Source organism: Bacillus sanguinis, assembly GCF_018332475.1.
Lineage (GTDB): Bacteria > Bacillota > Bacilli > Bacillales > Bacillaceae_G > Bacillus_A > Bacillus_A sanguinis.
Genome location: NZ_BOQB01000607.1, coordinates 1 through 631, shown reverse-complemented (window position 1 = coordinate 631; position 631 = coordinate 1). Strand labels below are relative to the sequence as shown.

General features: G+C 26.5%; 1 protein-coding gene. It reads left to right on the top strand.

Annotated elements, in window-relative coordinates:
• On the top strand, positions 1 to 631 hold a 631-nt coding region (locus KI369_RS28830), incomplete at both ends, for a MerR family transcriptional regulator (protein WP_212959038.1).

Sequence of the window (631 nt, the reverse complement as noted above, 5' to 3'; positions counted from 1 at the left end):
ATGAAAATCGGTAAGTTTGGAGAAGTAAATAACTTAAGTATTGATACAATTAGACATTATATGGATCTCAGTCTCATTATTCCTGAAAAAAAGGGGGGACACTATTTTTTTGATGAGTATTGTCAAACAGATTTAGAACTTATTTTACATTACAAAGACCTAGGATTTAGCTTGAATGAAATTAAAGAACTATTTTTTTATAAAAATTTAGCGAAATCTATGAATTACGAAAAAGATACTTTTTACCAATCTTTATTTAAACTGAAATATGACAAGATGGAACAGGAAATAGAACTTTTGGAGAAGAAACGGGATAAATTAAAGGGAGTGTTACATGATTTATTATTAACAAATGAAACTTCCAATACAATTATAGGGATAGATTTAAGTGTACTACATTTACTCACATGTTCTAAGTGTAGCAAAAAATTAATTCTTCAAGATGGAATTATTAATAACAATCAAATTATTGAAGGAAAGTTAATTTGTAATTGTGGAGAAGAATACATTATTACTTCAGGAATTGTATCTGCTGGTAAATTATTTAAAGCAAATGAGAAAACGTCACTTGAAAATATTATTTCGGATTATATTCATGAAACTGATAATGCATCTTTAGAAAATATGCATA